This window comes from Sphingobacterium sp. (genome assembly GCF_032065005.1).
Classification (GTDB): Bacteria; Bacteroidota; Bacteroidia; order Sphingobacteriales; family Sphingobacteriaceae; genus Sphingobacterium.
Genome location: NZ_DAMBMM010000005.1, coordinates 104,987 through 128,926 on the forward strand (window position 1 = coordinate 104,987; position 23,940 = coordinate 128,926).

Genomic DNA, 23,940 nt, shown 5'->3' on the forward strand with positions numbered 1-23,940 from the left:
CATCCGCTTATCCTATTCCCTTTATTTATTAAAATACCTGTTAAAAAATGTCAAAAAAGAGGTCTTTTGACCTTCTAAGCCAACCTAATTTTCTATTTTATGGCATCATCGAAAAAGAAGAACTATGAAATGTCCAAATTGTAATGAAATATTATTGATGACAGAGCGCCATCAGGTCGAGATAGATTATTGTCCCAGCTGCCGGGGTGTATGGTTGGATAAAGGCGAATTAGATAAGCTCATGGAATATGCCTCATCTCAAACACAGGCTCCAGATCCTAGACAGACCCAAGGCTATGATCGTCAAAACTCCTACCAGCAAGATTACCGTGAAGAGTATCGAGACCATCGAGACGATCGGTATGATCGCGATCAAAGAGACCATCGGGACTATAGAGGACAAAACCAAAAATATCCTCGCAAGAAGAAATCCTTTTTATCTGACTTTTTTGATTTTGATTAAGGCTGAAAGGAAATAAAAGATCTTTAAGGCAGTCGTTTTGATAGACATCAACGGCTGCCTTTTCTTATAAAGAATACCCTGTTAGCCTATAATTAGGCTAAATCTCTGCTTAGTTCCTTAGCAGTATCAATTCCCCCCTGATACAAAAAAGGATACTCCAGCGTATGTAAGAATCTGTTTTTTAATTCGTCATTTTCAATTATCAGGGTATTTTGGCTCTTCGAGCACTTCACCAATAATCGCTCCTCATCCCTTATGATGGAAAAGGAATAAAACTCATTACTTTCAGTTCTTACAGCATGATACAAGGTCCAAACCTGGTTAATGTTAGATAACTTAACATTTTGGTTTAGCCAAACGTTAAAGTCTGTGGTTTCCATGATGTTAGTGTGATGGAGCGAATGTATATATTAATTCGATCCATCCATTACGGTTTCCCGTATTACCACATCTATTTTACAATAATTACCGATTATAGATACCTGTTTTTGTTTTTGTAGATGATTGCCGATAAAATAATCTTTATAAAATCCTGCAATTTTCAATAGATTTTATTTTGTAACTTAAACCCTGCAATAAACCTATACCTACCAAAATGAAAAGAATCTTCATCCTTGTATTTATTCTATTGATTGCTATTTCTTCCCAGGCCCAAGAAAAGCTAGTTCCATTAGGGGACCCTTTTATCATGCTACATAAAGGGAAATATTATGCTTACGGAACCAATGCAGCTGATGGGATCCAAGTCTATACCTCTAATGATTTAATGGAATGGTCTTTAGAGCCTGATCTTGCCCTTAAATCTGCTGACTCCTGGGGAGGCAAGTGGTTTTGGGCGCCAGAGGTGTACTATATCAAGGAAAAGAAGAAATTTTTCATGTATTATTCTGCGAATGAACATATCTGTGTCGCAAGTGCCGATTCTCCTTTAGGCCCTTTTATCCAAGAGAAGAAGGCTCCCATGCTGCCAAATGAAAAAGCAATTGACAATTCTCTTTTTATCGATTCCGATGGAAAACCATATTTATATTTCGACCGTTTCAACGATGGCCTGAACATTTGGGTCGCCAAACTCCAAGATGACCTCATAACCATTGATACCACTAGCATGAAACCCTGTATCCATGTTTCCCAAGATTGGGAGACTGTATGGCCAAGGGTAAACGAAGGATCATTTGTAATTCAACATAAAGGACTTTATTACATGACCTATTCTGCCAATAGTTACGAAAGTCAACATTACGGAATCGGCTTTGCAACTGCCAAATCCGCCGAAGGACCGTGGACTAAGTATGATAAAAATCCCATCTTCCAGATGCCTGAAGACTTAGTAGGGGTAGGGCATAGTGCGATGTTTCGGGATAAAGAAGGGAAATTGCGGATTGTGTTCCATGCCCATCATTCCAAAGAAAAGATTCATCCACGGGCAATGTACATTGCAACCGTTGATTTTAGCAAAGATAAGGTACCGGTAATGCAGATTAAGGGAAAAATCCTGCGCCCTAAGCTGAAATAGAGGATCATATCAATTAGGATATAGAAAATCTTATTAAAGGCAGATAAGTATGCTTTCAGCCTATTGAAAATCTTTATTCTTGGTAAATATAAACGGTAACTGGGTATTCACTATAAAGCTTATAATCAAAATTATAATCTTTCAACGCCAAAAAATCTATTAATTCTTGACTTGCCTTAGCTTCTCCTTTTAGTATGATGGGATCCAAAAATTCATCGTATAAGAAAATGTAGGAAAGAACAATTTTCTGTTCAGACAAACTAGGTTTTTCCTTGCTTGCCTTGACCTCTTGATTCTGGGGGTCAATGGAAAAGTAATCGATTCTGTTCACATCAAAATCAAAGGTTTTTGCGTTTAAGAAATCTTCTTTATATAATGTGTCTGTTTCAAAATATTCACTTACAAGATAACCCGATTCCATAGTGGGATGCCATTTTCTTAATTTTTTAAGGTCTATCAAATCGGCAAGATTATTCTTGTTCATAAAAATCATTTCTCCCGATGATTTTATCTTGAACTGGATTTTTTGCCCCCAGTCGTACTGGTCTAATTTGCTGCTATCAATATTTTCCTCCATCATAGCAAAAATTATTTTTCTAAAGTCATTAATTCCACTTGGGTAACTGGCTGGAACCTCATAACGTGTCCACTCATTTATTTGTTCAGAACTATATTTTGCATAAACCTTATCTCTAATTGAATCCTTTAAAAAATGATAGGAGTATCGATAGTTTTTTTCAAGTTCAGGTTTTATAGAATCAATACTTGTTTTAATCCCCAATTTATAAGCCTGAATATTTTGTGAAACAGAAACTTCGTATGATTTATTAGAATCCGTATGGATTACAATATATGCAGTTCTGTCAGGCTTTAAGCCCTTTGATATCAATTTTTCAAACTCCGCTTGTAGTCTTCCACCTGATTTCCGATCCTGCGAAAAAACCTGGCTCATGCTAAGAATGAAGGCAATCATTAAAATATGCTTCATCATAAAACTTTATTATTTGTAATAAACATAGACACGACCAGGAAAGGGATAATGAATAATATCATGTACACTGGTTTCGGATTTTATGAAATTTATGAGTTCTGTGGTATTTTTTGTCGTTCCTTTTATGATGTGAGGTTCAAACAAACCCCTTGCACTTACAAAGGATATAATAGTTTGATAATTTCCTTCTTTAATCAAAGCATCACTTATTATTATGGGATAACCTTTAAAGGAAGGGTATAAAATATCATAACCATAAAGCTCAATTCTATATTGATTCTCAAAAAGGAACTTCACTTTATTTATCGGTTCAGTTGTGAAATATTGTGGAACAGGACGCCCGTATTTAATAGCAGGTTGCCATTTCTTGATTTTAGTACTATCAACAAGGTCAATAAGATTATTATCCTCTATAAATTTCAACTTGCCATTTTTGTCAACCATGAAAGAAATAGCTTTGTTCCAATCGTAATAATCAATTCGATCTTTATCCAAATTAGCCGATATCTCCGTATGCAAAACTTTTAGAAAGGCATTGATTCCACCAGGATAGCTGGCTGGAATATCATAATAACCTCCAAAGGTACCGGCTTCATTAATCTCATAATTTGAAAATGTAGTATCACTGATAGAATCCCTAAAGAAATATAATTCATATAATTTGTTTATGGCTAATGAATCTTTTTTGGATTGCATTATTAAGTTTACCTGTTGGCTGTCTACTAAATTTCTATCATAATTTTGGTAGAATTGAACTTCATTTAAACTGTCCAGCCTAAAGATCAGCCTATGCTTCCTATCTTTTTCAAGAACTTCATGGACAATTGGATTTAATTCATGCTCCAGGTTTTCCATAAAAGATCGGCTTTGCGAAAAGCATACACAGGTCAGGAAATTTAAGATAATAAAGGTTATTGCTTTCATATATTAATGATGCATAATGGAGGTCAATTGCATATTATTTTGGGAAAAATCTTTTAATAATCCTTATCTTCTCCTTAATCTAAATTTAATAAGAATTAAATAATCGATCTACCGAAAACATGTTTAGTAAAAAGACACTGACCATACTATTATCATTAATTGTGTTTAGTTTCGTTCATGCACAGAAAAAACCTAATATTATCATCTTTATGGTCGATGATATGGGTTGGCAGGATACATCATATCCCTTTGCCGATCAGGCAACCGAATTTAATAAAAGTTATCATACGCCAAATATGGAACGGCTAGCCAAGGAAGGGCTAGCATTCACCGATGCTTACAGTACGCCTGTCTGCACACCAACTAGAGTTAGTCTGATTACCGGAATGAATGCCAGTCGACATCACGTCACCAATTGGACGTCTCCTTTTAAGGATAAACCAACAGGCAACCAAGATGAACAACTGGAAGAGCCTGAATGGAACCATAATGGAATGAGCCCGGTTCCTAATATATCCCACACGGTCTATGCAGATGCGCTGCCACAGATCTTAAAAGAAAACGGTTATTTCACTATCCAAGCGGGAAAGGCACATTGGGGTTCGGCAGGAACTCCAGGGTCTAATCCATATTCCCTAGGTTTTACGGTCAATATTGCAGGAACCTCTACCGGTAGACCTGCCAGTTACTGGGGGGAAGAAAACTTTGGACGCACCGGCAAGGATTACCATGGAATAGAGAACTTGCAAGAGTATTTTGGCGAAGATATCAACCTGACAGAAGCCCTAACTCGTGAAGCTCTAAAGAGTTTGGATTATCCAATCCAGCATAAAACACCCTTTTTTCTTAACCTCTGTCACTATGCCCTGCATGATCCCTTAATGGAAGACCACCGTTTTTTTCAGAAATATCTAGATCAAGGATTATCTCAGAATGAAGCTAAATATGCCTCCATGATTGAGAGCATGGACAAAAGCCTAGGAGATGTGTTGGACTTTTTAGAACAACGTAAAATCAAGGATAATACCTACATTATCTTTATCTCAGATAATGGCGGTTTAAGCACTGTTCCTCCTCGAGATGGAATTGCACATACCCATAACAAGCCATTGCGATCAGGCAAAGGTTCAATTTACGAAGGCGGAATACGGGTTCCATTAATCATAAAAGGCTTAAATAAGGATGCAAAAAATAAGCGTACAGGAGTTCCGGTAATAGTAGAGGATATCTTTTCAACTGTTTTAGAGATGGCTCAGCTTAAGAAAGTTCAGACCGTACAGCAAGTTGATGGTATTAGTAATCTAGCGCTTCTAAAAAATCCTGAAACAAGCAGAGTTGACCGTGCCTTGATTTTCCATATCCCTAATAAATGGACAAAATCAGACGGTGATGGGTTCAATTATCGTTCGGCAATCCGAAAAGGAAAATATAAGCTGGTTTGGTCTTTAAGGAGTGATAGTATTGAATTGTTTGATCTTGAGCAGGACCTAGGCGAACAACATAATATTATCCAGCAAAATGGAATGGCTGAAATCGCTGAAAAATTGAAAGCAGAGCTAAAGGCTACCCTAGAAAAAAATAAGGCCCCTATGCCGAAAAAGAAGGGGTAATGGTGAAGCAAAAACGGAGTACGAATTATCGGACTCCGTTTTTGTATAACATAAAATAATTCTGCCCTTTTAGGGCAGTAGGACGTAAAAAAGCTATCTTTTCCATCGTCATCCTGACACAGGAAGGATCTCGGAACTATACCAAGCATGGTTGAATTGGCGTACAGTTCCTAAATCGAAGATTTAGGATGACAAAATCTAGTGGAGAGAACCGTACAGATCCTTCACTATTCGTTCAGAATCAAAATTCACAAAGGAGGGATTCAGAGTGAAGCGAAGAATCTATTGTTTTTATTTTTTAGGAAGATTTTGTCATTTCGAAATCGTAAGATGAGAAAACCATTTCAATTGAACGTCCGTACGTTCCGAGACCCTTCGGCAGAGCCTTCAGGGTGACACGAAAAGGGTATAGAAAAATTTTTCACCCCCTCTGGGGGTTAACCGTTAATCAATCCAATTTTTCTACAAAGATTCCACCCCCACTTGGGGTTTTCTAAGCACACATCAAACCTTGGGGAAACCCATCAGGGTGACACAGGAAATAAAAGGGTGTATTGGCGTACAATCCTTCAACCACGTTAACCACCGTGGGGGTCATCCTGACACAGGAAGGATCTCGGAACTATATAAAGCATGATTGAATTGGCGTACAGTTCCTAAATCGAAGATTTAGGATGACAAAATCTAGTGGAGAAAAACCGTACAGATTCTTTACTAATCGTTCAGAATCAAATTTCGCTAAAGAGGGATTCAGAGTGAAACGATGAGCAAGAATTTGAAATCGAGGAATTTCTTTAATCAGAAAGTGCTGTTAATTTATGTTTGTAAGGGGCGGGCGTATCCCATACGTCCCTAGGGTATTGGGGAATTCCATCCACTAGATGATCATAATCATGGTTCATCCTCGCATCTATTTAATCCTGGTTCTTTCCCTCGATCTTGACCCATCCTCTCATCCATTTAATCCTGGTTCAAACAAACTGAGCAATCTTTTTCAAATGTAGAGCGTAAAGTACCGATGCCCTTCGGGAACTCCTACTTACTCGCTTCCAGCTGAATTGATTTTCCGTTTTTCTCTTTCCTTCCCTTTGCTAGTTTCTTAGAAAGACCTTCAGCCTCAGAAATAATGCCATTGATATAGTGAACTTTCTCTTCCATGACGGCAGGCTCCAAGGTAAATCCTAACTTCGTCATATTCACGGACAATCCAACCAAAAGGGCATTGATCCGATAAGCTAGGGTCTGGAAATGTGCAATATCCGCTTTAAGGTATTTTCCTTTTAGGGGTTCTTTGGCAAATTGATCAAGGGAATCATAGGATTGTGCCAATGAAGCCTGGGTAGACTTCCTAAGGAGTCTTAAATCATAATAATTCAGGTTGCCAGTGGTATAGCTCTCTTCAATTTTATTCAGATAGGATCTGAAATGTTGGAGCAAGGCGTTGGTGCTTTGTTCGACAGTTCGGTAATGGTTGATTGGAATAGCAAGACAACCTAGAACTGCAAAAATTGATCCCAGTAGGGTAAAAGCAAAGCGACTGCCTAATAGGTCCTGGATATTTCCTTCATGGATGTGCTGTCCTAACAAGATGGTAATGGTGATAAAAATTACACAGACCAAATAATTTGGTTTGTTGAAGAGCAGGAATAAATAAAGACAAAACGCAGCAATGGCAATCAACACCCAAGCATTTTTTATATAGACTAGCAATAATAGGCTTATAGCGATACCGATAACAGAACCTACAATACGTTCGTAATTTCTTTTTTGGGTATTGGTATAACTAGGTCTTGCCACCAAGATAATGGTCAACAAGATCCAAGAAGCATAGCGATATTCGGGAAGGAAATACCCTATCAGTCCTCCAGCCATCAAAAGGGCAGACATCCGGACTGCATAAGAGAAGATTGGCGACTTAAAGCTTAGGTTCTGCAGGATTGTTTTGATGTTGCTCTTTGGAGCCACAAAATCTGCGTAATTCTTGCTCTCCACCAAGGTAATGTCTTGATAGATCTCTTTGGCCTGGATCTTTTGCAAGATATCGGCAACATGCCGTAATTGCGTGCTGATGGAGCAGATCAAGATCCATTTCTCAGGGGTAGCATCCGCCTCCTCTGTTTCCAATTGCAAGAGAAGCTCCTCTAATTTATATCTTTTGGTGAATTTGTTTTGCCCGATCTTTTGACTGGAAATAGTCAATCTTTTGGTTTCCTTGGATAATAGGGATAAGGATTGACGGATTAATTTCAGCGTGTTTCCACCTTTTAAGGTCTCTCGGATATGTTCGTAGTCATTGTCAATGGCCATCAACAATTCATAGAGATCGACTAATTGGTATAGTTTGGCGAGCCATATTTTGCTCTCCAGGTCTGCTTCCGAATGCAATTTTTTATCCCTAAGGAGAATGGATCGGATAGCTTCCAGTTGATCGCTTAATTTCGTGTGCAATGCACTTAATTCCTTATATGCCTTTGGTAAAGATTCCTTTTCATCATAGCATGCAATTTTTAAGCGGATCAATTGTGCCATGGTCTTCAGACCTCCATCTACAGCATATCGCAAGGAACGATGTGGATGCAGGTAGACCTGAATGATACAGATCATAAAAAAGAATAAGGCTCCTGCGGTCACCGAAAGACTAAAGCTGATCGGATCATCAGGCCTTAGGCCGATCGTGAAACTGGCGACGATGAGCCCTAGGTTTCCAACTACATTAACCCGAAAGCCTAATAAGGCAATAATGGTATAAATAAAACCATAGATCCCTAGAAGCGGAACAACTACCCAGGACTGATGCGAAAGGGCGGTGGAAATGCTGAGTGCCGTAATAAAGAAAATGGGTAGACAATAGGCCGCAGTACTTAATTTGTCGGTTTTGTTTCCAGGCACATCGGTCAATGCCGCTAGGAGGGCACCAACCGCAAAAGCGACCGCAATGGCACCATCAATAAAGAAAAAGATGAAAAAACTGGGAACTAAAACGACTAGGATGTTTCGAAGTGCATCTAGACTTGATTCTGTCTTTAAAAATGATATTAACCTCGAAAATAAAGCTGCAACCAATATTTTATAATTGAATTAATTTATTACAGCGCAAAAATAATGATTCCAATCGGTTTTTGAAATATGATATGGAGTAAAATTTTTCTGACAAAATATTATTTCAGGTTTTTAAAATTTTATTAAGTTTAATTTTGTTCTATTCTTTTATTTATTCCCAGTTTTTAGAAACTTGTAGACCATTCCGAGTAGAAAATACTGCCTCAATGTCGTAGTCGAATTGAAATAGGTGCTGTTCGAAGAAGATCCAAAATAATTGGAAACGTTTTGATTTAATATATCGAATGCAGACAATTTTAACTCGCCTTTGCCCAATATGGGATAATAGACTGATGCATTCACGATATGTAGGTTTTGCCGCTGGTTATTGATGCCCACCACTTGGTTCTTAATGTTATAAGAGCTTTCCAATCTGAATTTTTTGATATTATTCAATAATAAAGTAGCCCCGTATCGCTTTGTATTGTTGTTCATGTTCCTGAAGTTTTCAGAATCGAACTTAAACTTGGTGTTATTGCTGTTGAATTCAAACATGGGCGTAAAGGTGAACACATTTTTATAGGTCAGGGTCAATGTATTATTGAAATTACTGAAAAAAGCAGATCCAATGTTTTCCTCTCCATTGACCTTACTGTAGGTGTCCTGAAGTACTCCGTAGCCATATCCGTTATAATTTAAATTCCAGACTTTGTTTTGGATTATAGTTTTTGAAAAGGATAAATAGTAGTTTTTTACCTCAGTAGTTCCGGCCTGATAATATTGCCCCGTGCTAAAGCTAGTCTGTACATCATAGGTCCTGGAATGGGCGATGCTATTGGAGTTCTTGGTCCATCCGCCAGATACATGGAGGTTGATTTTAGATTTTGAAAAGAATTTATTATATGAAATTCTATAATTTTCTTTCAGATTGTTTTCGAAAAATGGACTTGCAATTCGAAGATAATTGGGTGACAAATCTGATTTTACCGTTACGATGGAATAATAGCCTGGAACCTCTAGGTCTTTATGATAATTGAAGTTTAATCCCTTATAAGAGATGTTCATATCCGGGAGCCAATGGGATTCCTCTATTTTTCTGTTTTCCAATTTTTGGTAATAGTCAAAATGATTGGAAAATGAACCCCATTTGAGACCAAGGGAAATGGGTAGGTTTTTTATGAATTGAACATTCCATTTCGTTCCAATAATAAAATTTTTATTTAACAAGCCCTTGTCATTGGCGACATCATTTCGGTTCTGAAGGATATCGGAATTTATGCTGTTTAGAATATCTTCTGTGGAGGTCTGTTCATTTAAGTTCTGATGCCCAAAAAGATCAAAATTCACCTTCTTACCCAATGGAATCTGCAGATTGAGTTGATGGCTAAGATTGAAGGTGCTAGAATTTGTTCTTTGTCGGTTAATCTGATGAAAAGCACTGTCATTCAATAGGAAAAATCGAGTATTAGAGGTATTATCATCTGTGGAGGATCCATTTTCGTTCGAAATCCCCTGATTTAGAGAAAGCAACCATTTGTTCTTAAATTTCTTTTCAGCATACAGGTTATGACCATAATTTAAGCCTTTATTGGAATCATCATTTTGAAATTCGCCTTGAGTAACCTTTTGCAAATTGTCCCGCCATCTTTCACCATAACCGCTAGCCGTTGATTTCCCTCGATTGCCTGAAAGTGAAGGGGAGAAGGTCACTTGGGATGTTGTGTCGAGACGATATCTCATGAAGCCTCTTAACTCGTGCGTATATCTCGAGTTATTGGACGTATTGTTGTTACTGTTCTGTTCTGCGATTTCATTATAAAAGGAATTGGATTCGCTTCGGGAATCATAATAAAAATCGTGTTGGCCATAGTTGTACATCAGATTGACCTTGAGTTTTTTCTCAATATCATAGTTAATGTTTACACCAGCAGAGATTTGATTCATTAAGCCACTTGTGCCATAATTACTAAAACTTGGATTTTCCGATCTATTCATCCCTCCATGTTCATTGAGTTCAGAATAATCAAATCCTTGTCGGTTAATATTGTTGGCAAAACCGATAAAACTGACCTGCAGGGTATCCCTGAACGTATTGATCAATGCCCCAGCCTCATATCGATCCCGCGTGGCTGCCCCTCCATAGAGCTTACCGAAATTGGCTTTTAAAAACTCTTTCTTCATCTTTAGGTTTAGGACTATCGGTAATTGGCTATCGTCTAAAATCTCCCTTTTTGATTCCCCTTTATCCTTGATGACCTGGACCACATCGATTAATGAAGCATCCAAGTTTCGGGTCGCTATTTTCAGGTCTTGGGCAAAAAAATCTTTGTTGTTTACCCGGACACTTTGAACCTGCCGACCTTGGTAATAGATTGTCCCATCAGCATTAACCTGTAGCCCTGGTAACAAACTGATCAATTCCTCCACATTCGCATTGGGTCTCGTCTTGAAATAGCTGGCTTTATATTCTAAGGTATCCCCATTTAATCGGATCGGTGGAACAGCAGTAATTTCAATTTCCTCGATAGTATTCCCTTTCATGATTATACTGTCCATTCTTAACTTTTCATTGGGCTTTAGGTTGATTTTCTTTTGAAAAGCCGAACTGTTGACATGAGAAATGAAGAAGGTCAATTCTTTATTGGTCGGAATCCTGACCAATTCAAACTCTCCCTTATCATTGGTCAACGCATAGGTAACAACTAAGGAATCCTGTTCGGAAACTAGGGAAACGGTCGCTTTTTCTAAGGGCTTAAGTTCGGAATCAAAGACCTTTCCTTTAATGCCAGCATTATTTTGAGCTTGCACAAAACTGATCATGGATACAAGAAAAATAAGGAGGTAAATTTTCTGCATAAAGGTTAATAAAAGTTAGTTAACCTAAATTAGATTATTTTTTTGACTAATAATTCCCGTACACAGGATTTAACATTATTTAGCTGTTTCAGGCAAATGATGGTAGGTTGAAAAACGAAAGCCCCAACATCTGTTGAGGCTTTACTTTCATTTGATAGATAGATGTGAACTTAAATTTTGTATAAAACCTAGTGAGTTTTATCCATAGTTCGTGTGATCTTTAAGCTGGGATCATACCATGTGGGTCGATTACATATTTCCGTGCTGCTCCTTTATCGAAATCTGCATAGCCTTGCGGCGCTTCATTTAAGCTGATCACCTGAACATTTACGGCATCGGCAATTTTGATCTTATCATATAGAATAGCGTTCATCAATTGGCGATGGTACTTCATGACAGGACATTGTCCTGTGTGAAAGCAATGTGATTTTGCCCAGCCCAAACCAAACCTGATCTTTAGGTTTCCTTGTTTAGCTGCTCCATCTACCGCTCCTGGATCTTCCGTTACGTACAGTCCCGGGATTCCGATCGCTCCACCAGCACGGGTGATTTCCATTGCCTGATTCAATACCACCGCTGGTTGTTCCTCCGAACTGCCCCCATGCGAATGGGCCCTCGCTTCAAATCCTACACAGTCCACAAAACAGTCTACTTCCGGAACACCAACGATGGCAGCGATCTGTTCCGACAGATCTTCACCTGTATTTAAGTTTACCGTTTCGCAGCCAAAACTTTTGGCTTGTGCAAGACGTTCCTCATTTAAATCGCCGACGATTACCACTGCTGCCCCCAAAAGATGGCAGCTCGCTGCACAGGCCAACCCAACAGGACCAGCACCTGCTACATATACTACCGAACCTGGACCTACACCTGCAGATACTGCACCGTGAAAGCCCGTAGGGAAGATATCTGACAACATCGTCAGGTCGCGGATATATTCCATGGCCTGTTCATTGTCTGGAAATTTCAACAGATTAAAATCTGCATAGGGTACCATGACATATTCTGCCTGGCCACCAACCCAACCGCCCATATCTACATAGCCATAGGCAGCACCCGGACGTGAAGGGTTTACATTTAAACAGATCCCTGTCTTTCCCTCTTTACAGTTTCGGCACCTTCCGCAGGCAATATTGAAGGGAACGGAAACAATATCACCGACATTGATGAATTCTACATCCCTTCCTTTCTCGACCACCTGACCTGTAATTTCATGGCCTAGGACCAATCCTGCAGAGGCTGTGGTCCTGCCGCGAACCATATGCTGGTCGGATCCACAAATATTGGTCGAAACGATCTTAAGAATAACCCCATGTTCACACTTGCGGTCTCCCAAGGCCAATTTCGGATAATCTATTTCCTGTACCTGGACCTCACCGGGTCCCATATATACAACACCGTGATTTTGACACATAATAAATAGCTTTAATTAAAAATTGTGGTTTAATTAATCTGCATTAAACAGCAGAAGCACCTGCAGCGGCAACTGCATGGTCATCCTCAACGGTACTGCCACTTACGCCTACCGCACCGATAATCTTGCCGCTTCCGTCCTTGATGACAACCCCTCCCGGGAAAGTAATCAAGCCATTATTGGAATGCTCGATGTTATAAAGAGAACCTCCAGGTTGTGATAACTTACCGATTTCTCCCGTATCCATATTAAAGTATCGAGCAGTTCTCGCTTTCTTCTGTGAAATATCAATAGAACCCAACCAGGCATCATCCATCTTGTTGAAGGCAACTAAATTAGTCCCCGAATCGACAACGGCAATATTCATTTTTACTCCTAATTCCTCTGATTTTTTAAGGGCTGCATCTACAACTTTTCTTGCTTGTTCTAATGTGATGTTACTCATAGCTTATGTTTTTTTAAGTTTATAAACATAAAGTTATTCCATAATGCTCTGGATTTGTGTAAGTATAGTTTCATTAAGTATTACGATAGTTCCAAAAAATAAATTTAACTTTAGGCTATAGGTAATCCTCCAATACAGATGAACAATACCATTGACTTACTGTCCTTACAGACTCCCGAACACCTAAGAAGTGGTCAGGAACACCAAACTCGCTTTGATTGTGGCGAATTTGAAGTCAATATTTTTGAAACCTTTCAATCGTCGACCAAGGTCAAGATTACCTATAAAGGCCTATCTATTTCCAGTATGATCCGTGGGTACAAAACGGTATATACGAAAAAAGGAGAGAGTTTTAAGTTCCTTCCTGGAACTTCTTTGATCTTACCTGAAGGGGAGACCATCTATGCTGATTTTCCTGAAGCAGACCTGAAAAATCCCGTACAATGCGCTACTATTCTAATAGGAAAGGATTCGCTAGAGAATCAACTAAAGTTCTTGAATGAAAATTATCCTGAAAATGAAGCCTGGAAACTGGATTTCTCTAATTTTCACTTTAATAACAATCCTGGATTGGTACGTGCTTTCAATGAATTGCTCCAAGTAGCCACCCGAGAAGATCCGAATATCCCTTTGAGCGATCTCTTGCTCAAATCACTTTTGATCAGGATCATGGAGTCCCAAAAAGAACATGCAAAGGAACAAAATAGCCTGACTGCCAATAGCCAGTTGCATGTAATCAAAAACTATATCCGCGAAAATTTGGGACAGACCCTGAATACCGAATTGTTAATGAAGATTGGTAACTGTAGCAAGAGTACATTGCACCGCATGTTTGAAGCGTATTGTGGAAAAACTCCAGGTGCCTATATCTTGCAGGAAAGGATGCTCAATGCACGAAACCTACTCCTCCAGGCTGATTCCAATGTTTCAGAAGTTGCCTATAAAACCGGCTTTAGTTCCTTAAGCTATTTCGTAAAACAGTTTAAGGCTTTCCATAACTGTACCCCTGGAGATTTCATCAAAAAATTTGGGAAATAAACCAACTTATTGAAAAATTTTAACCTTCTTCCTGGGTTTTGTTTTGACCTTATTCGAGACTCATTCGGAATTTTGGCAAGCTGTCCCGAATATGGGTAAAGCAAGGGTCGAAGCATGCTCGGATTTTCGGAACTGTTTCATTCTAAATTGTTTATTGAAAAAATGAAAGAATTATTGAAAAAGAATATGCAATTCTTAGGTTGAGTGCATCCTATATAAAAGGAAAGCTGACCTAGTGCTGGCTTCTAACTTAAAATATATATGATTTTTAGCTATGTACATGGTTTGAAAATTGTATTTTTAGTTTAGTATCCTTGGAGTGTAAAGCAATTTCAATAACCAACATTCGATCTAATCCAATAGTTATGAGTGAAAAATTCTTAATTGATGAACAGACCTTACAAGATATACAGCTTAGAGATAGGCATAGCCGTACCATTTTAGAATTCTTTGATCATACCATTACAGACGGAGGGATGTTCCATTTGATGGATATTTTCTATAATCCTGTTCTGGATGTGGATGTCATCAAAGATCGGCAGATGAAGATCCGTCGTTTAGAACCTGTGGCTGATCAGGATTTTCTGTTTTACAGGGTGATTGTAAAAGATTTGGAAAAATATGTCAAATCCTCACATTCTGGCCGTGCGGCTTCGCTGACCTTGATGGATTTTATCGGCGTAAGGAGTCCTGCTTATTATTATAAGAAAAGGTCTATTCAGGAAGCATGCGACTTTATGATCAAATGCCGCGACTATTATATGCAGATCAACAAGGATATACAATATCCCGATGTGGAAGATATCCTTCAATTAATCGAGGACTGCCTTTCCATGATTTTCAAAAAGAAGAATTATGATGCTGATAAGTTGCGGATCAATATCTTCAATATAGAGAATTTTGACAAGATGGTCCGTTATACCTTGGCTCCAAAGATCAAGAAGATCATTACGTTCTTTTATGAGATCGATGCTTTCTTGTCTGTTGCAAAAGTTTCCAAGGCGCATGGATTTTGCTATCCCGAGGTCTATCCTAAAAATCAGACAGGCGTGATAGAGATGAAGGGTGTTTACCATATCTTCCATAAGAATCCGGTAAAGAATGATGTGAGGATGGCCAGGGATAAAAAGATCTGGTTTTTGACTGGAGCTAACATGGCCGGTAAATCATCTATTATCAAAACGATTTCATCAGCACTTTATTTGACCCATATTGGTTTCCCTGTTCCTGCAGATTCCATCAAGACTGATTTGATCGATGGCGTCTTTACCAGTATTAATCTGCAAGATAATCTAGAAATGGGCTACAGCCATTTTTATGTGGAAGCGATGCGTTTAAAAACAATAGTGGACCAATTGCCTAAGGATTCCAACGCGGTTATCATTTTGGATGAGCTGTTTAAAGGTACCAACCACAGTGACGCTTCCAATGCGATATTAAAGGTGTTGCAGAATTTAGCCGAAGTGGATGGGCCTTATGTTATCGTATCATCCCATATTACGGAGCTGTCCAAGGAACTTGAGCATATACCTTCTGTTGGTTTCTTTAAGATGAATATTGAAAGCGACCCTGAAGGCTTGCCTATCTTTACCTATAAGATCAAAGAGGGAGTTGCAGAAGAAAAATTGGGCATGTGGCTGTTAAAGAAGAGTGGTGCATTTGACTCCATTGATAAGATCAAGAATACCGAGACAACAGCTTCTTAATGAGTTATAAAAGGCTTAAAAACGAGGTAACATAATTATTTCAGAAAAAACACCTTCAAATATCATGGAGGTGTTTTTTATTCATTAAATTTAGAGTAACTTATTCCTAAGGCATTTGCTGATCGGCAGCTCAATGCTTGAATAAACCTAAATCATAGCTGTATGAAAAGATACCTTCCGAGATTCGAAATGATGGCCTTTATGGCAGTCCTTTCCCTTCTGGTTTTTTCCTGTACGGGCCAATCGAAACCTGTGGAAAATAACCTGGAGGAAGCTGAAAATATGGAAGTGGGCGTAGGTCTGTATTCATTTAATCGATTTCCTTTTGAAAAATCAGTTGAAATGGCCAAAGGAGCCCATGCCCAAAAAGTGGAAGGTTTTTCCTTTCATAATTTAGGGGATCGGTTCGGGGGGAAGGTTATAGCAAACCTATCGGATGAAGAACTTTCGATGATGAAAGGCATTTTGGATAGCAATCAGGTTCAGATGGTTTCCATGTATGCCGATGGAAAAACGATAGAAGACTGGGAACAATTATTTAAGCAAGGCCAAAAGTTGGGATTACAGTTTTTGGTTGGAGAACCTGATCCATTGCTACTAGATAAAATCAATGAATTGGCTGGACAATATAAGCTACCCTTGGCCATTCATGAACATGCAAAAGGGCTGAGCCACTATTGGCATCCAGACAGCGCAATGGCAGCCGTGGAAGGACGAGAGCATCTAAAGATCTGTGCAGATATTGGTCATTGGGTGCGAAGTGGACTCGATCCAGTGGAATGCTTGCAAAAAGTAGAGCACAAATTATTGAGCTTGCATGTCAAAGATCTGGATGGTAGTGGGAATATGGAGGCGAAAGACGTGGCCATAGGAGCAGGAGTGATAGATTATGATAAAGTATTCGCTGAATTGAAACGCCAGAAATTTTCTGGAGAAATCTTTATCGAATGTGAGCATAATTGGGATAATAATTTTGAGGAAGTAAAAGAATCCGTAAATTATATGAGGCAAAAAGCCAAATAAACCTATTGATAACAATAAGCTACGACATATGAAACTAAGAAGCAAAGAATGGTTTGCTAGAAAAGGCAAGGATGGCTTTATCTATCGTGCATGGATGAAGAACCAAGGTATTCCAGCAGATATGTTTGAAGGAAAGCCCGTAATAGGCATCTGTAATACATGGTCAGAACTGACGCCATGCAATGCCCACCTTCGTGATTTGGCAGAAGCGGTTAAAAAAGGAGTTCTGGAAGCCGGAGGTTTTCCGCTTGAGTTTCCGGTGATGTCCTTGGGGGAAACCTTGATGAAGCCAACCGCCATGTTGTTCCGGAACCTCGCCAGTATGGACGTTGAAGAATCCATCCGTGCGAATCCGATGGATGGGGTCGTGTTATTGGTAGGCTGTGACAAGACAACACCTTCTTTGGTGATGGGAGCCTGTAGTGTGGATCTTCCGAGCATAGTGGTTTCCGGTGGAGCCATGTTGACCGGTAAATTTAGAGGTAAGGATATCGGGACCAGTGATGTTTGGCGATTTGCGGATGATTCCAAAAAAGGACTCGTTTCTGAAGAGGAGATGAATATGGCCGAAGCGGGGATGTGTCGTAGTATTGGCCACTGTGCAGTCATGGGAACAGCGTCAACCATGGCCGGAATGGTAGAATCCTTAGGCATTACCTTGGCTGGCAATGCGGCAATTCCTGCTGCAGATTCCAGAAGGAAGGTATTGGCTAGGATGTCGGGAAGAAGGATCGTGGAAATGGTTAAGGAAAACCTGAAATTATCCGACGTCCTGAAACGCGAAGCTTTTGAGAATGCGATCAAGGTGAATGCCGCTATTGGTGGATCGACCAATTTTGCCATCCACTTGATGGCTATTGCGGGAAGGATAGGCGTGGACTTGAATCTAGAAGATTTTGATCATTTATCTAAAGATATTCCCTTAGTTGCCAATCTGCAACCATCGGGACAGTATTTCATGGAAGACCTGTATTATGCGGGCGGAATACCGGCCGTGATGAACAGTATCAAAGGTTCATTGCATGCTGATATTTTGACCGTCAGTGGAAAGACCGTTTCCGAGAATATACAAGACCAAAAGAGTCTGAACGATGATGTGATCTCGACGAAAGAAAACCCATTCAATCCTATTTCAGGCATTGTAGTGCTCAAAGGGAACCTCTGTGAGAATGGGGCTGTTCTGAAACCTTCAGCTGCTACGCCTGAATTGATGAAGCATACGGGAAAGGCCGTTGTTTTTGAAGATATTGAAGACTATAAGAAAAGGATAGATTCGGATGACCTCGATGTCGATGCCAATTCGGTTTTGGTCCTGAAAAATGTAGGACCAAAGGGCTATCCGGGCATGCCTGAGGTTGGCAATATGGGGATTCCGAAAAAGTTGCTCGATGCCGGAGTGACGGATATGGTCAGGATATCGGACGGGCGTATGAGTGGTACCGGTTTTGGTACGGTGGTCTTGCACGTGTCTCCTGAGTCTGCCATAGGTGGCACCTTGGCTTTGGTTCAAAACGGGGACCTGATCGAGTTGGATGTGGAAGCTAGGAAATTGAACTTATTGCTAGATGATGTAGAATTGGATAGCAGAAGGAAAAATTTAAAATTAAATCTCAATCAATTTACCCGAGGGTATTGTAAGTTATATGTGGACCATGTGGAGCAGGCTCATTTAGGGGCAGATCTGGACTTTCTAAAAGGAGGTTCTGGTAGTGAAGTGCTTCGAGATTCCCATTAACAGGGGTTAAAAGAAATTATATGGAACAAAAAAGATTTGTAAATAAAACTGCAATCGTTACTGGAGCCGGTAAAGGCATTGGCTTTGAAATAGCCAAAAGTTTGATTTTGGAAGGAGCTACGGTAATTTTAAATGATGTAGATCCAGATTTGTGTGATGAAGCTACCGCCAAACTCAATGAAATCGGAACCTGTTATTCCTTTGCAGGCGATGTGTCTGTAGCTAGCTTTAACAAGGACCTTGTTGACTTTGCAGTTTCAAAAACGGGAACTTTAGATGTGGTGATGGCCAATGCAGGTATTACCTTGTTCGGGAGCTTCCTGGAGTATAAGGCGGAAGATTTATATAAAGTGCTACAGGTCAATATTGGTGGCACTTTCTTTTTGGCCCAAGCTGCCGGTAAATATTTTATTGAACAAAAGAAGAGAGGTAGCATTCTGTTTACTTCTTCGGTGACAGGGCATCAGGCCCATAAGGAGCTTGCAGCCTATGGAATGACCAAAGCTGCGGTAGAACTATTGGCGAAACACTTGGTCTTGGAGCTTTCTCCTTACGGAATCAATGTCAATGCCGTGGCTCCTGGAGCAACCTTGACCGAAAGAACCATGGAGGATCCGGAATATAAAAAGACCTGGGCAAATTTGACACCAATTGGTTCTGCGGCATATCCAAGTGATATTGCGCAGACAGCGCTCTTCCTGGTCAGTGAACAGGCGCGACATATTACGGGGCAGACGATCGTGGTGGACGGTGGTTGGTCTGCTGTAAGTCCATCCCCATTTTAAGAATAAAAAAGGTTATGAAAATAAATTCAGTGTATAAGTTAAAAACAGATTGATTATGGAAAACAGAAAGTTGAGGATGGGCATGATCGGTGGGGGGCAAGGGTCTTTTATTGGTGCAGTACATCGTTCTGCTGCCTTATTGGATGGCAAGATTGATTTGGTGTGCGGAGCATTCAGTTCGCGGCCAGAGGTTTCTGCCCAATCCGGAAAGGATTTGGCCTTGCCGGCAGACCGTGTTTATTCTTCTTTTCAAGAAATGATCGAAAAGGAAAAGGAATTGCCTGAGGATATCAGGATGGATTTCGTTTCCATAGTAACGCCCAACCATGCTCATTTTGAACCTGCCGTGCTCGCCCTTAGAAATGGTTTCCATGTCGTAATCGATAAACCGGTGACATTTACCTTAGAGGAAGCTAAAGCCTTGGCAAAAGTAGTGGAAGAAACAGGTTTAATGTTAGCCCTGACCCACACGTATGTGGGGTACCCCATGGTTAAACAAGCCAAAGACTTGGTTGAAAAAGGCTTGATAGGCAAGATCCGCAAGGTTTTTGTGGAGTATCCACAAGGATGGTTGACCAAGGGGATAGAGAATTCTGGCAGTGTGCAGGCAGCATGGCGTACTGACCCTCAAAGAAGTGGGAAAAGTGGATGTATGGGTGATATTGGAACCCATGCGGCCCATTTGGCAGAACATATTTCTGGTTTGAAAATAACGCATCTATGTGCCAATCTGAATATTTATGGAGCTGATCGTGTCATCGATGATGACGGAGATGTCCTGTTGAAATTTGAGGATGGTGCAACGGGTGTGTTAAGTGCATCGCAGGTGGCTACTGGTGAAGAAAATGCGTTGAAAATCCGTATTTATGGGGAAAAGGCAGGGCTGGAATGGAGACAGGAAGAGCCCAATTCGCTTTTTGTCAAATGGGATAATCAACCGATTCAGATCTATAGGACTGGTGGCAACCAGGTATATCAGATGTGCGAGGCAACTGGAGCATTCACCAGAACTCCAACGGGACATCCCGAAGGCTATATTGAGGCTTTTGCCAATATCTATCAATCTTTTGCAGCTCGATTGTTGCAAAAGATCACGGGTGACCAAGCTGAAATCGCTTTTCCAGCTTATCCAGATATTGAAGAAGGCATTCGAGGTATGTTATTTATTGATCGGGTTTTGGAGTCCAATGAGTCCGAAGCAAAATGGACAGCATTTTAATACAAAAAACTCATCAATTGATGAGTTTTTTCTTTTTATTGCCCGATTATCTGCTTAAAATACCAAGCCAAAATTATATCATAAAAACATGAATTATTTCATTGTATTTTAGCGGATTAATTATTAATTTTTAGTCTGAAATATAATCTTAAATTATTAAATAATTTCTATAATATAATTTTTATAAATTATTAATAATCAGTTTGTTGTAATTGTTATTATTGGTTAATTTGATTGAATAGCATGAATTTTTAATTATCTTTAAGCCTCTAAACTGATCAATTATGCTAAACAGAAAAGAATGCCAGCTTTCGATAAGGCAATGGCAATCATCGAAAGGCAATATAAATGAAATATTGAGGGTCTTTCCTCCTCATTTCATGTTTTCTGTAACTGAAGAGAGTAGCAGCTGGGTTCTGAAGAATAATGAAAACGAATGTTTTGTTATCAAAATGGGTATACATGATAATAAGGCGATCGTGATATTCTATCCTTTAGATTCAGCAGGCAATGAGATTGAGCTAAAAGAATATCCTTTTTCCTATTTAGGTCCATTGGAGGCTGAAATAAAATTTGTCGAGCAGGAGGTCAAGACCCAAACGAAAGTTGCGGTGTTATCCTGTGACCTGAAGGTTACCTCACGGGTTATTGAGGAGTCGCAGCCCCTGTATCAACATCAGATAGAATGTCAGGATACGATATTGGAACAGGTTGAGGACTGGAGGAATGAGTCGGCAGATTGGTTTTTTAAACAGATCAAGGAAACAAAAGGTGAAAGTATTTTCAATTTATTCCATGTACCGATAGAGGATCTTGAGGGTGGAAATCGGGATATTGTAGGCTTATTTGCCTTAAAATATTCAAAAATATATTCAGAGGTGTTACCAACCATTATTTTCGTCCATCATGAAGGGACAGTTTTGGGAAATTCAAAATTGCAGTCCATCCAGACGAATCTGTACAATTGGTCGCAGCCTTGCCCACCATTTTGTAAACCAAAAGGTGGTTAAACCATTTTATGAAATTTAATTATGCTCTTTTTTTACTTGACAATTGGTTTGTCCAATGTCATGTTGTTGCTAGCGAGTCTTTGGAATATTAAGTACCATTTTGAGTTCAGTAGCCCAGCAAGAAACCTAAGGTATTTCCTTCTTTTTCTCCTGGGGATCGAGCTTGTTTCGAAACTGTTGATCTATGTTTTCTCCGTGGAGAAAACGGAGTTTTTGTTCAATGTTTTTGTTGCCGGCGAACTCTTATTATTGACGAATTTTACCAATAGTATTGTATCTAAGAAAAGCAGGCTGTCCATGGTTTACCTGGCACTGTTTTTATTTTTAATAGGAGCTGCTACTATTCATAATTTCATTCAGGTAGTGACTTGGATGAAATGGATAAAACCAATCTCCAATATTATTATAGTTTTTGAATTAGGAAGGTGTTTATTGCATGCGTTGAAATCGGATTTTAAAGTGAATAATCCCGGTCTCTTCCATGTTTTGTTTGCCCTATTGCTCTATTACTTCGTGTCGACTATACTGTTTTTGATTTTAAATCAATTGAGTAACCTAAAGATCGAGTATGCGGGCTATCTATGGTCAATAAACAACATTCTGTCCTGTAGCTTATATGCCGTATGTCTGTATTACTTTTTTTCGTTTCAAAAATTTACATCGAAATCTATGAGATAATCATCTTATTGGTTTTGGCTATATTGATTGTGCTGTTTGTGATCGTCCTCTATAATCAATACTACAAAAAAATCCAGGAAGAGAATGATCTGCGGCACCAACAGGAGCTCAAGTTCCAGACGGAGACGAAGGCTCTGGCCATCAAAACGCAGGAAGAGGAAAGGAAACGGATTGCAAGGACATTGCATGACGAAATTGGCAATAAATTGCAGGTGCTTAAGCTGAGTTTAATCTCCAACAAAAATCAGATTGATGCTCAACAATATGTGGGACTGAGTGACAAGATCGAACAGCTGATAGATTCAGCAAGGGAGATTTCGCACCGCATGTATCCCGTGAACCTGGAATATTTTGGCTTGATCTTGACCTTGGAGGAATTGAAGCAAAATTTGATTGGATATGAGGTGGAGCTATATCTGCATCAACAGTATCAGGAAAGACCTTTAGATTTTGAGGTTCAGATCTATCGCGTGATCTTGGAGTTTGTCAGCAACACCATAAAACATGCTAAAGCGAATAAGATTTCGATCTTGGTCCGTGACGGTAATTATTTCCTCAGTTTTCTCTTAAAAGATAATGGAACGGGCTTTGAAAAGTTGAATGCTAATGGGATGGGGGTTTCCAATATTAGCAATCGGGTAGAATTACTGGATGGTAAATCTAAATTGAGTTCGTCACTGGGCAAAGGGACTCGGCTGATGATGGTGTTTCCAAAAATGGCAGTATAATGAGTGAAATGAAAATTGCATTGATGGATGATGAGTCCTTATTTATCGAGGGACTGAGTATGCTGATAGGAAAGATCCCTAATTGTCAGGTAATCTATAAGAATACAGACCCAAGTGCCCTGATCGCTGATTTCATGGCCATGGATGAAAACCAGTTGCCAGATATCTTGCTTTTGGATATTCAGATGGAACCCATTTCAGGTTTGGTGCTCGTGGAGCAACTCCTGCCAAGCTTTCCTAAAGTGAAGATCTTGATTTTATCCTCCCATTATAAGTCTAATATGATTGGGCATATGCTGAAATTGGGGGTTTCAGGTTTTCTGCCTAAAGTTATTGATATTGAAACATTGCAACTGGCCCTAGAAACGGTGTATAACACTGGAGTGTATGTTACAGCTTCTGATTACCAATTGCTGCACCAATACCTCAATAATCCCAATAAGAAGGTGTCCTTTGACCTGAAGGACCAATTGACCGACCGAGAGATTGAAGTCATCCGGTTGATCTGTGAGGAATATACCAATATTGAAATCGCAGAACAGTTATTCCTGAGTAAAAGGACCGTTGAAAGTCATAGGCAGCGAATCCTGGATAAATTAGGGCTTAAAAACACCGTTGGTCTGGTGATCTATGCCTTAGCCAATGAATTGTTCGTTCCCAAGAAATAAGCATTCCGTATAAATACCTAATTGCAACTTGCCGTTTTTGTGCTCTAAAAAACAGGGGCTAGGTTGATTAACTTTGATATATCAAGTTCAAT

At 39.5% G+C, this 23,940-nt stretch carries 19 protein-coding genes; 13 read left to right on the forward strand and 6 right to left on the reverse strand.

The window, feature by feature from the left end; all coding sequences use genetic code 11:
• Positions 1-124: 124 nt before the first annotated feature.
• Positions 125-463, forward strand: coding sequence for a zf-TFIIB domain-containing protein (locus RT138_RS09985; protein ID WP_313190556.1), 339 nt, complete (start codon positions 125-127; stop codon positions 461-463).
• A 595-nt stretch (positions 464-1,058) separates the two neighbouring features.
• The gene (locus RT138_RS09990; protein ID WP_313190557.1) at positions 1,059-1,979 is read left to right on the forward strand and encodes a glycoside hydrolase family 43 protein; all 921 of its coding nucleotides are present in this window, start codon (positions 1,059-1,061) and stop codon (positions 1,977-1,979) included.
• 73 nt (positions 1,980-2,052) lie between these two features.
• On the opposite strand, the gene RT138_RS09995 is transcribed toward RT138_RS09990, so the two are convergent.
• A complete protein-coding gene (locus RT138_RS09995) occupies positions 2,053-2,970 on the reverse strand; it encodes a hypothetical protein (protein WP_313190558.1) in 918 nt (305 codons plus the stop codon).
• Between the two features lie 9 nt (positions 2,971-2,979).
• Entirely contained in the window at positions 2,980-3,825 is an 846-nt protein-coding gene (locus RT138_RS10000; RefSeq protein WP_313190559.1) for a hypothetical protein, read from the reverse strand.
• Positions 3,826-4,013: 188 nt separating this feature from the next.
• Between RT138_RS10000 and RT138_RS10005 the strand changes: the two genes are divergently transcribed.
• A complete protein-coding gene (locus tag RT138_RS10005; protein ID WP_313190560.1) occupies positions 4,014-5,504 on the forward strand; it encodes a sulfatase in 1,491 nt (496 codons plus the stop codon).
• A 1,035-nt stretch (positions 5,505-6,539) separates the two neighbouring features.
• On the opposite strand, the gene RT138_RS10010 is transcribed toward RT138_RS10005, so the two are convergent.
• The 4 genes from RT138_RS10010 to RT138_RS10025 form a co-directional block, all read right to left on the reverse strand.
• Positions 6,540-8,567 carry an FUSC family membrane protein gene (locus tag RT138_RS10010; RefSeq protein ID WP_313190561.1) on the reverse strand — a complete coding sequence of 676 codons (2,028 nt, stop codon included), beginning with the start codon at positions 8,565-8,567 and terminating at the stop codon, positions 6,540-6,542.
• A gap of 144 nt (positions 8,568-8,711) precedes the next feature.
• Positions 8,712-11,399, reverse strand: a complete 2,688-nt coding sequence (locus tag RT138_RS10015) for a TonB-dependent receptor (RefSeq protein ID WP_313190562.1) — start codon at positions 11,397-11,399, stop codon at positions 8,712-8,714.
• Between the two features lie 220 nt (positions 11,400-11,619).
• Positions 11,620-12,813, reverse strand: a complete 1,194-nt coding sequence (gene fdhA, locus RT138_RS10020; protein WP_185211556.1) for a formaldehyde dehydrogenase, glutathione-independent — start codon at positions 12,811-12,813, stop codon at positions 11,620-11,622.
• 43 nt (positions 12,814-12,856) lie between these two features.
• Positions 12,857-13,258: a heme-binding protein gene (locus tag RT138_RS10025; RefSeq protein ID WP_313190563.1), complete on the reverse strand. Its 402-nt coding sequence runs from the start codon at positions 13,256-13,258 to the stop codon at positions 12,857-12,859.
• Positions 13,259-13,396: 138 nt separating this feature from the next.
• Between RT138_RS10025 and RT138_RS10030 the strand changes: the two genes are divergently transcribed.
• From RT138_RS10030 to RT138_RS10075, 10 genes are all read left to right on the forward strand, one after another.
• Complete coding sequence (locus RT138_RS10030) at positions 13,397-14,296, forward strand: helix-turn-helix domain-containing protein (RefSeq protein ID WP_313190564.1); 900 nt, start codon at positions 13,397-13,399, stop codon at positions 14,294-14,296.
• 365 nt (positions 14,297-14,661) lie between these two features.
• Positions 14,662-16,002, forward strand: coding sequence for a MutS-related protein (locus RT138_RS10035; RefSeq protein ID WP_313190565.1), 1,341 nt, complete (start codon positions 14,662-14,664; stop codon positions 16,000-16,002).
• A 162-nt stretch (positions 16,003-16,164) separates the two neighbouring features.
• Positions 16,165-17,025 (forward strand): sugar phosphate isomerase/epimerase, encoded by an 861-nt coding sequence (locus tag RT138_RS10040; RefSeq protein ID WP_313190566.1) that lies wholly within the window; start codon positions 16,165-16,167, stop codon positions 17,023-17,025.
• 28 nt (positions 17,026-17,053) lie between these two features.
• Positions 17,054-18,760 (forward strand): IlvD/Edd family dehydratase, encoded by a 1,707-nt coding sequence (locus tag RT138_RS10045; RefSeq protein ID WP_313190567.1) that lies wholly within the window; start codon positions 17,054-17,056, stop codon positions 18,758-18,760.
• A gap of 20 nt (positions 18,761-18,780) precedes the next feature.
• Positions 18,781-19,545, forward strand: coding sequence for an SDR family oxidoreductase (locus tag RT138_RS10050; RefSeq protein WP_313190568.1), 765 nt, complete (start codon positions 18,781-18,783; stop codon positions 19,543-19,545).
• A 55-nt stretch (positions 19,546-19,600) separates the two neighbouring features.
• The gene (locus RT138_RS10055; RefSeq protein ID WP_313190569.1) at positions 19,601-20,764 is read left to right on the forward strand and encodes a Gfo/Idh/MocA family oxidoreductase; all 1,164 of its coding nucleotides are present in this window, start codon (positions 19,601-19,603) and stop codon (positions 20,762-20,764) included.
• Between the two features lie 284 nt (positions 20,765-21,048).
• The gene (locus RT138_RS10060; protein WP_313190570.1) at positions 21,049-21,774 is read left to right on the forward strand and encodes a hypothetical protein; all 726 of its coding nucleotides are present in this window, start codon (positions 21,049-21,051) and stop codon (positions 21,772-21,774) included.
• A gap of 21 nt (positions 21,775-21,795) precedes the next feature.
• Positions 21,796-22,452: a hypothetical protein gene (locus RT138_RS10065; RefSeq protein WP_313190571.1), complete on the forward strand. Its 657-nt coding sequence runs from the start codon at positions 21,796-21,798 to the stop codon at positions 22,450-22,452.
• Positions 22,398-23,180, forward strand: coding sequence for an ATP-binding protein (locus RT138_RS10070; protein WP_313190572.1), 783 nt, complete (start codon positions 22,398-22,400; stop codon positions 23,178-23,180). Before RT138_RS10065 ends, RT138_RS10070 begins: the two co-directional genes overlap by 55 nt.
• Entirely contained in the window at positions 23,180-23,848 is a 669-nt protein-coding gene (locus tag RT138_RS10075; RefSeq protein WP_313190573.1) for a response regulator transcription factor, read from the forward strand. Before RT138_RS10070 ends, RT138_RS10075 begins: the two co-directional genes overlap by 1 nt.
• Positions 23,849-23,940: the final 92 nt, after the last annotated feature.

Excerpts from the sequence above, each read along its gene's own strand:
- RT138_RS09985 (WP_313190556.1), top strand. The coding sequence starts at position 125 with ATGAAATGTCCAAATTGTAATGAAATATTATTGATGACAGAGCGCCAT.
- RT138_RS09990 (WP_313190557.1), top strand. The coding sequence starts at position 1,059 with ATGAAAAGAATCTTCATCCTTGTATTTATTCTATTGATTGCTATTTCT.
- RT138_RS09995 (WP_313190558.1), bottom strand. The coding sequence starts at position 2,970 with ATGATGAAGCATATTTTAATGATTGCCTTCATTCTTAGCATGAGCCAG.
- RT138_RS10000 (WP_313190559.1), bottom strand. The coding sequence starts at position 3,825 with ATGGAAAACCTGGAGCATGAATTAAATCCAATTGTCCATGAAGTTCTT.
- RT138_RS10005 (WP_313190560.1), top strand. The coding sequence starts at position 4,014 with ATGTTTAGTAAAAAGACACTGACCATACTATTATCATTAATTGTGTTT.
- RT138_RS10015 (WP_313190562.1), bottom strand. The coding sequence starts at position 11,399 with ATGCAGAAAATTTACCTCCTTATTTTTCTTGTATCCATGATCAGTTTT.
- fdhA (WP_185211556.1), bottom strand. The coding sequence starts at position 12,813 with ATGTGTCAAAATCACGGTGTTGTATATATGGGACCCGGTGAGGTCCAG.
- RT138_RS10025 (WP_313190563.1), bottom strand. The coding sequence starts at position 13,258 with ATGAGTAACATCACATTAGAACAAGCAAGAAAAGTTGTAGATGCAGCC.
- RT138_RS10030 (WP_313190564.1), top strand. The coding sequence starts at position 13,397 with ATGAACAATACCATTGACTTACTGTCCTTACAGACTCCCGAACACCTA.
- RT138_RS10035 (WP_313190565.1), top strand. The coding sequence starts at position 14,662 with ATGAGTGAAAAATTCTTAATTGATGAACAGACCTTACAAGATATACAG.
- RT138_RS10040 (WP_313190566.1), top strand. The coding sequence starts at position 16,165 with ATGAAAAGATACCTTCCGAGATTCGAAATGATGGCCTTTATGGCAGTC.
- RT138_RS10045 (WP_313190567.1), top strand. The coding sequence starts at position 17,054 with ATGAAACTAAGAAGCAAAGAATGGTTTGCTAGAAAAGGCAAGGATGGC.
- RT138_RS10050 (WP_313190568.1), top strand. The coding sequence starts at position 18,781 with ATGGAACAAAAAAGATTTGTAAATAAAACTGCAATCGTTACTGGAGCC.
- RT138_RS10055 (WP_313190569.1), top strand. The coding sequence starts at position 19,601 with ATGGAAAACAGAAAGTTGAGGATGGGCATGATCGGTGGGGGGCAAGGG.
- RT138_RS10060 (WP_313190570.1), top strand. The coding sequence starts at position 21,049 with ATGCTAAACAGAAAAGAATGCCAGCTTTCGATAAGGCAATGGCAATCA.
- RT138_RS10065 (WP_313190571.1), top strand. The coding sequence starts at position 21,796 with ATGCTCTTTTTTTACTTGACAATTGGTTTGTCCAATGTCATGTTGTTG.
- RT138_RS10070 (WP_313190572.1), top strand. The coding sequence starts at position 22,398 with ATGTCTGTATTACTTTTTTTCGTTTCAAAAATTTACATCGAAATCTAT.
- RT138_RS10075 (WP_313190573.1), top strand. The coding sequence starts at position 23,180 with ATGAGTGAAATGAAAATTGCATTGATGGATGATGAGTCCTTATTTATC.